Genomic DNA, 9,179 nt, shown 5'->3' with positions numbered 1-9,179 from the left:
TCGGGGCTGCCGGACGGTGTCGCCGCCGGTGACGGCTGTCCGTGCAGCGACGGGCTCGGGGGCGACGCGGGGACGAGCATGCCACCGAGGAGGTTGTCGAAGGTCAGTCGAACCCACCCGAGCCACGGGATCCGGTACTGCGCCTTGCCGGTGATCCACTCGGGTTTGACGATGCCGGAATTCGCACCGCCGCCGATCTGGTCGTATCCGTCGTTGTGATCGCCCTTGGTGACGAAGCCTGCGTACGGCGCGGGACAGTTGGGGACTTCCTCGCAGGTCGCGTCGCCGACGATTTCCTCGCTGGCTTTCGATTCGACCCAGCGTTCGCCGTCGTCGACCCAGAAGTGGGCCCGATGTATCACCGGCGTCTCGGCCTGACTGCCGTCGGGCCGAAAGACGATGACGTCTCCGGGGTTGCCGAACTTGTCGTAGCCGGTTTCCTGGGCGCTCCGGCGGGTAACGACGCCGGTTCCCTCGATGGAAGCGTCGCCGCTGAACCGATCTTCCTCGACGACGAAGATCAGGTCTCCCTTCTGCATGTTCGGCTGCATACTGCCGCTCTCGACGGCGACGAGCGGCGGCCAGATACCGCTGACTCCGAACAGGAGGAGGGCGACGACGCCGACGATAGCGACGCTGCTCAGGATATCCCGTGCGATCACGACATTCTCGTCGTTCGTTTTGAGGAACCAGCGGACGTAGCCGTCGTCCTCGATGGTAACGGCGTCGGAATCGGCAGCGGGCTGTGACGGTTCCCGTGATGGCGTCTGGGAACTGTCGGCGCTCGAGGCCGACCGATCACGGTCGTCGTCGCCGGAATCGCCAGGTGGCTTCCCGGAGCTAGGGCCGCTCATCGTCACCCGTTTCACCGGGCCCGGAAATTAACTTTCTGTTCGCGTTACTCATCGAGTCCTATCGATGTCACCTCGTCGATTCAATGACTACTGGATTCCACATCGCTTCGTCGACCCCTGATCGACCCACCGGCTCCATCCACCGGCTCAATCCGATCTACGGATGACGTTCTCCGGCGATCGCCCCGTACCAGACGAGTGCGAGCGCGGTTCCAACGGCGGCGACGACCATCGGGCCGCTGCCGACGATCGAGCGTATCGAATCGATCGTCAGTCGAATTTGTCCGACCCACGGAACCCGAACCATCGCTTTGCCGGTGACCCATTCGGCGCTGACGACGGTCGTATTCGCACCCGATCGCGGCAACTGGTCGTAGGCCGGGTTGGCGTCGCCTTTCGTGATGAACCCGTCGTGTGGAGCCGGACACGACGCGATATCGTTGCAGGTCGCGCCGTTCAGAAACGCGGGATCGGCTTTCGTCTCAACCCATCGTTCTCCGTTTTCCACCCGAAACTGGGCGCGATGGATCGTCGGCGTCTTCGTCGAATCGCCGTTCGGAACGAAGATAACGACGTCGCCCGGTCTCCCGAGCCGTTCGTATCCGGTCTCTCGAGCGCTCTGAGAGGTGACGATGCCCGTTCCCGCGACGGCACTCTCGCCGGCGAACCGTCCGTCGTCGGCGATGAAGACGAGGTCCCCTCGTTCGAAGGCGGGTTCCATACTGCCGCTCTCGACGGCGACCATCGGCGGCCAGGTTCCAGTAATTCCGAACAGGAGAACGCCGACGACCGCGATGATCGCGACGATCGTCACGACGTCCCGAACCCCGGTACCCGTTCGATCGTCGGTCTCGAGGAGCCAGCGGACGACGCCGTCGTCTTCGATCGTCACCGCGTCGTCACCCGCCGCTCGAGACCGCGACCCGGCCGTCCGCTCTCGGTCGCCGGGGTCGGACGGCGGCCCCGTCTCTGGTCCCGAGGGCGGATCGCGACGGCTGGGCCGATCGCGGTTCCTGTCGTCGGCGTCGGGACCGTCCATTGGCGACCGGTTTCTCCGAACCCGGTATCAACCTTCCGGCAAGTTTAGGACCGCTTTCACGTACGGACGCTGGGAGCTGCCGATTCCGGGAACCGACTGGAACGGCCGGAGTTCGTGAGTTGACGGGAGCGACACCGGCCCCGTACCGTTTCGCACCGATCGAAAACCGACGCGGGGAATCGGGGATTCGCTATCCTTTTGCCGTCCCTCGCGAATGCGGGGTATGTGCCACTCGAGGCCGCCGCCCGACTCGTTAGCGAACTCACGAGCCGCGGGTACAACGCCGAACGCGAGGCGGTGACGCGGCTCGCGGCGGCGGAGGATCCGAACGCCGCACTCGAGCGCGTCCTCGAGAACGTCCCGGACGATGCGCTCGTCGTCCGAGCCGATCACGTAGAGACGGTCCTCTCGCGGACCGACACCACCGGTTCGACTCGAACCAACGGCTCCGACACTGGCGATTCCGTCGAATCGGGTACCACAAGTGTCGGTAGCGAAACGGCGGGGGGCGACGCCACTCGAACCGATCCGTCGTCCACCGATTCGCCCCCCTCCGTTTCAACTGGAACCGAACGTGCCACGGGGGGTGATTCACCCGACCGATCTCCAGTTGAAACGGGGGGGTCTTCTCCGGCGAACCGTCTCGCCGATCCCGCGATCCGTTCGCTCGAGATCACCGGGGATATGACGGGTGAGAGCACGGGGACCGGCGAATACAGCGATTTCGTCTCCGTCTTTCGGGACCGACTCGAGCGGCTCGGATCGAAATTACGAGGTCGAGTAAACCACCGCCCGGCGACGGCCATTCAGGGAATGCCGGGCGGGAGCGACGCCGCGATGGTCGGCCTGGTCAACGACATCCGATCGACCGCCAGCGGCCACTGGCTGATCGAACTCGAGGACGCGACCGGGACCTTCCCGTGGCTGGTGATGAAGGATCGCGAGTACGTCGATCTCGTCGACGAACTACTCTGCGACGAGGTGTTGGCGATGGAGGGAACGCTGGCGGACGATTCGGGGATCGCGTTCGTCGACTCGATGTACTTCCCGGACGTGCCCCGCACGTACGAGCCCTCGACGGCGGATCGCCACGTCCAGGCGGCCTTGATCAGCGACGTCCACGTCGGCAGTCAGGAGTTCATGGCCGACGCGTGGAACGCCTTCGCCGACTGGCTCCACACCGAGGAGGCCCAGCACGTCGAGTACATGCTTCTCGCGGGCGACATGGTCGAGGGGGTCGGCGTCTACCCGGATCAAGACGAGGAACTCGACATCGTCGACATCTACGAGCAGTACGAGGCGTTCAGCGAGCACCTCAAGAAGGTGCCCGGCGACATCGAGATCGTCATGATCCCCGGCAACCACGACGCGGTCCGGCTCGCGGAGCCCCAGCCCGGGTTCGACGAGAAACTCCGGGAGATCATGTCCGCCCACGACCCGCAGATCGTGAGCAACCCGTCGACGGTGACCCTCGAGGGGGTGTCCGTACTCATGTACCACGGCGTCTCGCTGGACGAGGTGATCGCGGAACTGCCCGAGGACAAGGCCAGCTACGACGACCCGCACAAGGCGATGTACCACCTCCTCAAGAAACGCCACGTCGCCCCGCAGTTCGGCGGCCACACGCGACTCGCGCCCGAAGAAAAGGACTATCTCATCATGGAGGACGTCCCCGACATCTTCCACACCGGTCACGTTCACAAACTCGGCTTCGGGAAGTATCACAACGTGCTCGCGATCAACTCCGGCTGCTGGCAGGCCCAGACCGACTTCCAGAAGAGCGTCAACATCGACCCCGACGCCGGCTTCGCGCCGATCGTCGATCTGGATACGCTCGACGTGACGGTACAGAAGTTCAGTTGAGAGTTCCGGTATCGCGTCTCTTCGTCCCGAATAGCGCCTCGATTTCGGCCATGTCGGAGATCCTTCCCTCAGGTTCTCCGCTGTTCTCGTTCAGGTCTCCTAGTCAATAGATTGTGTGAATGGAACGGTGGGTTCAGATGAGAATGCAGTGAAGGAAGTGTCCTGCTACCGTGGCAATACGGAATCGCCACGCCCTCCCCAGTCGATTCGTTCGCTCGTTCTACTCGCTCACTCATCCCTCGCACGGCATCGACGACCACCCTCACTGTGCTCACGGTTCCCTGTGGTCACCGCTCGCTTTCCGAGGCGCTCATTGTGTTCGCGCCTCGCGCCGTTCGGGCGGTCGCGCGCCACCGCAGGCCGATTGACCAGTCTTAACGATACAGAGATCACCTGTACACCACGAGTGACTCGGCGGAAGCAAGTGGTATCGGCGTCGAGTCGACGGCTGCCGGTTAGCACTCGAGGCGCGGGCCACAGCGCGGTTCGTTCGCCGACGGTCAGGGCTCGAGTCGAAACCGTACCGTTGACGATCCGTCGAAGCGGGGGCCGCGACCGCGTCGTTCGAAGCCGAGCGCTTCGGCGGCGTTCTCGATCAGGCTCGCATCCTGCGCGGCGAGCACTTCGACGGCCATCGACTCGCGCTCGGCGAAGCGCACCGGCTCGGCTAGCAACCGCTCGCAGGCCTCGCTCGTGCCGTCGAGTTGCGTGACGTGAACGGTGTCCTCGCGCGCGTCGAAGCTGATGAACCCGAGCAGATCCTCCGGATCGGAGCCGTCGTACTGCGAACCCGAGACGTCGGCGTTCGGATCGTGACTCCCATCCTCGGCGACGCGCACCGTGCGGTCGTGGACGAGATTCCGCATCACGTCCGTGGGGGAGTCCGCGATCGACGCGAGCGCGTCCGCGTCCGCCTCGAGTGCATCCCGTACGTTCATTATCGTGTGGTAATGCCGCGCACGACAATAAATCCCAGTCGCGAGTGAGTCCGCTGGCTGGTCCAACGGGTGTCAATTTCCGTCATCGACCCGAGTCGAATCAGCCCCGGCTCAGGGAACGGTAAAAGTGAGATCGATGGGACACAGTTATCTGCCCGCTCTGGTAACGGATCGAGTATGAGTCACAGTATCGCAAAGCGGTTCTCTCGTGAGGTGGCAGGATGCGCGTTGTAGCGAAGTTCGGCGGGACGAGTCTCGGCAGCGGTGACCGGATCAATCGCGCCGCGGACTCGATCGCTGCGGCCGTCGAGGACGGCCACGAGATCGCCGTCGTCGCCAGTGCGATGGGATCGACCACCGACGAACTGCTCGACGAGATCACGTTCGAAACCGACGAAGCCGACCGCGCCCAGATCGTCAGCATGGGCGAGCGGACGTCGGTTCGGATGCTCAAGGCCGCGCTGTCGGCCCGGGGTATCGACTCGGTCTTCCTCGAGCCCGGAAGCGACGAGTGGCCCGTCATCACCGACGAGTACGGTGAGGTCAACGTCGAGGAGACCCAGCGGCGCGGCCAGGAGCTCGCGTCGACGCTCGACGAAACGGTACCGGTCCTCACCGGCTTCCTCGCCGAGGGCCCCGACGGCTCGATCACGACGCTCGGCCGGGGCGGCAGCGACACCTCGGCGGTCATGATGGGCAAGTACATGGACGCCGACGAGGTCGTCATCGTCACGGACGTCGAGGGCGTCATGACGGGCGACCCCCACGTCGTCGAAGGGGCTCGCAACGTCGGCGAGATCTCGGTCGACGAACTCCGGAACCTCTCGTTTCGCGGGGCCGAAGTCGTCGCTCCCTCCGCGCTTTCCTACAAGGACGGGACCCTCGACGTGCGCGTCGTCCACTACCAGCACGGCGACCTCCTGTCGGGCGGGACGAGCATCGAAGGCGAGTTCAGAAACTTGGTCGACCTGCGCGAGCGCCCGCTGGCCTGCCTGACCGTTGCCGGCCGCGCAATTCGGAACCAGCCCGGCGTCTTCCATCACCTCTCGGCCGCCCTGGACGAGAGCGACGTCAACATCGACGCCGTCGCGAGCGGGATGGATACGATCACCTTCTACATCGACGAGGAGGAGGCCGAACGCGCCGAGAACATCCTCCACCGGGAGGTCATCGCCAGCGACGAACTCTCGAGCGTCACCGTCGACTCGCCGGTCGCCGTCATCCGAGTGACCGGCGGCGAACTCCCGAACCAGCCGGGAATCATCAGCGAGATCGTCAATCCCCTCTCCGAGGCACGGATCCACCTCAACGATATCATCACCAGCGCGACCAGCGTCGCCCTGTTCGTCGACTGGGACGACCGCGAGGAGACCCTCGAGCTGACGCAAAACCTGTTTTAATCCGCTCGATCGCTTTCGTCCCCTCGTTCCGAGAGCACCGCTGTTCTTCTGGTACTCCGACCGAACCCGATCGATAGTCACCTGCGAACGTCACTGATTCGAGAGTATACGGTCGGTAATACAGCGGTAATGCCATCGTAACGAAGGGGGGAAGGGTGAAGCGTGAACCATGAGCACCGATTCGACAGCGACGGAGGTCTTCGAGGAGATCGATCCCGACCCGGACGCGATCCTCGAGGCACACGACGCGGAGACGCCGGCCGAACTCGTCGAGAGCGGCGGGAAGCACGGGACGCAGTCCGACGACGTCGTCGATACGACGGCGACCGAACTGTTCGCCGATCTCGAGGACGTCGAAACGGCGGATTCGAACGCGCAGGAGACCGATCCCGGCGAGACGGATCGAACCAACGAGGACGACGATGCGTCCGCGACGCGGGCGGACCCCGAGTTCGAATTCATCGGCGACTCGGACGTGATCGTGCGGGACGACGGTGCCGTGGTCGACGCGACGGCGGCCGAACTCGGCGCGCTCACCGGAACTGACTCGACTCCCGTTCGGGCGACCGGCTCCGACGAGGGTGTCGAAACGATCGCGTCCACGAACGCCGACTCGGTCGATACCGCTGTCGCCTCGTCGGGCACGCTCACCGTCCGCAGCGGTGGAACCGACGACCTGCAACTCGTCGGTCCCGATCCGTCGCCGACACGGATCGCCGACGACACCTTCGACAGCGCCGGGATCGACGATCAGTGAGCCTCCGATAGAGGGGACGGGCCCCGGCCATCCCGCCGTTATCGCTCCTGCCAGCGATGGTTTCGCCGCCGTCGCTCCTGCCAGCGATGGTCCCGTCGTCATGGGTCACGTCCACGAAAATTCCGCTGCCATCGATCCCGCCCGCAGTGGTCCCGCCGGTTCCGTCCATCGATGCGCCGATCCGTCCGGAAGGGACCGTCTCGAGCCGTCGACGGTCACAATACTCCAACTAGACTGAACACGCGCGGCGGTGTCGAACGACTATGGTCGCCTACAAGTCGAAAGTAGTCGAGCGGATCCGCCTCCCCTCGAGAGAACAGCGAGCACAGGCTCTCGAGGAAGCCGGGTACAACGCGTTCAACCTCTCCGCCGACGATGTTTTCGTCGATTTGCTGACCGACAGCGGGACTGGCGCGATGAGCGACGATCAGTGGGCCGCGCTCCTCCGAGGCGACGAAGCGTACGCCGGGTCGGCGAGCTTCGATCGCCTCGAGTCCGCGGTCGCGGACGTGATGGGATTCGAGCGCGTGGTGCCGACCCATCAGGGCCGCGGCGCGGAAAACGTTCTCTACGGCACCCTCCTCTCCGAGGGCGACGTCGCGCTCAACAACACCCACTTCGACACGACGCGAGCGCACGTCTCGAACCAGGGTGCCGATCCGGTCGACTGCCCCGTGTCGGGCGCTCACGATCCGGAGGCGAACGAGCCGTTCAAGGGTAACTTCTCGCTCGAGCGAGCGCGAGCGGTCGTCGACGAGGTCGGTCCGGAGCGCGTCCCGCTGGTGATCCTGACGATCACGAACAACTCGGCGGCGGGCCAGCCGGTCAGCGTCGCAAACACCCGTCGCGTTCGGGCGTTCGCCGACGAGATCGATGCGACGTTCGTGATCGACGCCTGCCGATTCGCGGAGAACGCCTACTTCGTGACCCGGCGCGAGGACGAGTTCGCCGACGCGACGGTGGCCGAGGTAGCTCGCGAGCAACTCGGGCACGCCGACGCGCTCGTCATGAGCGGGAAGAAAGACGGGTTGGTGAACGTCGGCGGCTTCGTCGCGACCGACGACGAGACCCTCTTCGAGCGGTGCAAACAGCGCGCGATCCTCTACGAAGGGTTCCCGACGTACGGCGGGATGGCCGGCCGGGACGTCGCCGCGATGGCCGTCGGCCTGCGCGAGGCCGTCGAGGAATCGTACGTCGAAGATCGGGTCGGACAGGTTCGCAAGTTCGGCGCGATGCTCGAGGAGATCGGGCTTCCGGTGTACACCCCGACCAGCGGGCACGCGGTCTACATCGACGCGGGAGCGACGTTTCCGGAGATCCCGGCCGACGAGTTTCCGGGGCAAGCGCTGGTCTGTGAACTGTATCGAGAAGGCGGGGTTCGAGGGGTCGAACTCGGGAGCTTCGCGTTTCCCGAGACCGACCGGCCGGAACTGGTTCGGCTCGCGGTCCCGCGCCGGACCTACCACCGGGAGCACTTCGATCACGTCGTCGAGACGGCCGCAGCCGTCCTCGAGAAGCGCGGCGACGTTTCCGGACTCGAGATCGTCTCCAACCCCGCAGTTCCGGAGCTTCGTCACTTTTCGGCGGCACTCGAGCCGCTGTCCGCCGAACCCGCGACTACGACTGACACGAATACCGACTGACTGTGAGAGGAGGAGCGACGGATCGGGTCGCTACAGACTCGAGATCACGCCGCGGGCGCGATCCCGGAGCGTCGGTTCCGGTTCCGGCTCCGATCCGCCAGCGAGTCGCTGCTTTGCGAGGGACTGGACCCCTCTCGAGGCGGATTCGGAGTTCATCACGTCGGCCGCCCAGTTCGGGAGTTGGGACTCGAGCTCCTGTCGTTTCTGCGCTTTCATCCGGCTGAACCGGTGCAGTACGAACCCGACGCCGAGGAACAGGCCGGCGTCGAGTAGCTCGCGCCGGAACCGCTCCCGATCCTTCCGGACCGCGATCGCTTTCGCGAGCGAGAGTGCACCGATCGCTAGATAGACCTTCGAACTCTTCGATGGATCGCCGCTGAGCATCCGTTGGAGCGCCATGCGGGGGTGGCTACCACGTTCTCTCGGATAAAACTCCGCCGGCAGGAGACGGGTCGCGGCGCAAATCGGGGCCGGACGTCTCGGCGCGGACCGCGGTCAGACGCGGTCGGTCGCGACGACGACACCGGAGTGGCGCTGCTCGTCGATCGGCTCGATCGAAAACCCGAGGCGCTCGTAGAAGGGCCGGACGCCGTCATCGAACCGCGCCGTCAGCCGGCCTTCGCGTTCGAGGGCCGCTTCGACATCGACGCACGCACGGAACGGGAAACGCGACGGCTGGTTCGAT

General features: G+C 65.1%; 8 protein-coding genes and 1 pseudogene. 4 read left to right on the top strand and 5 right to left on the bottom strand.

The window, feature by feature from the left end; genetic code table 11:
- Window positions 1-854: S26 family signal peptidase (locus PGX04_RS18965; protein ID WP_273739934.1), on the bottom strand; the 854-nt coding region annotated here is incomplete at its 3' end.
- A 157-nt stretch (window positions 855-1,011) separates the two neighbouring features.
- Window positions 1,012-1,893, bottom strand: coding sequence for a S26 family signal peptidase (locus PGX04_RS18960; RefSeq protein WP_273739933.1), 882 nt, complete (start codon window positions 1,891-1,893; stop codon window positions 1,012-1,014).
- Between the two features lie 225 nt (window positions 1,894-2,118).
- Here PGX04_RS18960 and PGX04_RS18955 point away from each other — a divergent pair, with 225 nt between their 5' ends.
- On the top strand, window positions 2,119-3,756 hold the full coding sequence (locus PGX04_RS18955) for a DNA-directed DNA polymerase II small subunit (protein ID WP_273739932.1): 1,638 nt from the start codon (window positions 2,119-2,121) through the stop codon (window positions 3,754-3,756).
- 500 nt (window positions 3,757-4,256) lie between these two features.
- Here PGX04_RS18955 and PGX04_RS18950 read toward each other — a convergent pair whose 3' ends face one another.
- Window positions 4,257-4,694, bottom strand: a complete 438-nt coding sequence (locus tag PGX04_RS18950; RefSeq protein WP_273739931.1) for a hypothetical protein — start codon at window positions 4,692-4,694, stop codon at window positions 4,257-4,259.
- A 221-nt stretch (window positions 4,695-4,915) separates the two neighbouring features.
- Here PGX04_RS18950 and PGX04_RS18945 point away from each other — a divergent pair, with 221 nt between their 5' ends.
- From PGX04_RS18945 to PGX04_RS18935, 3 genes are all read left to right on the top strand, one after another.
- On the top strand, window positions 4,916-6,094 hold the full coding sequence (locus tag PGX04_RS18945) for an aspartate kinase (protein WP_273739930.1): 1,179 nt from the start codon (window positions 4,916-4,918) through the stop codon (window positions 6,092-6,094).
- Between the two features lie 169 nt (window positions 6,095-6,263).
- Entirely contained in the window at window positions 6,264-6,851 is a 588-nt protein-coding gene (locus PGX04_RS18940; RefSeq protein WP_273739929.1) for a hypothetical protein, read from the top strand.
- 263 nt (window positions 6,852-7,114) lie between these two features.
- A complete protein-coding gene (locus tag PGX04_RS18935; RefSeq protein WP_273739928.1) occupies window positions 7,115-8,494 on the top strand; it encodes a tryptophanase in 1,380 nt (459 codons plus the stop codon).
- A gap of 30 nt (window positions 8,495-8,524) precedes the next feature.
- Here the strand turns inward: PGX04_RS18935 and PGX04_RS18930 are convergent, their stop codons facing one another.
- Together PGX04_RS18930 and PGX04_RS18925 are read right to left on the bottom strand one after the other, a co-directional pair.
- Window positions 8,525-8,893, bottom strand: coding sequence for a hypothetical protein (locus tag PGX04_RS18930; protein WP_273739927.1), 369 nt, complete (start codon window positions 8,891-8,893; stop codon window positions 8,525-8,527).
- A gap of 96 nt (window positions 8,894-8,989) precedes the next feature.
- Window positions 8,990-9,179, bottom strand: a pseudogene (locus tag PGX04_RS18925) (hypothetical protein); the annotation flags it as partial.

The organism is Natrinema soli, from assembly GCF_028618695.1.
This window is presented reverse-complemented; position numbering and strand designations above follow the sequence as displayed.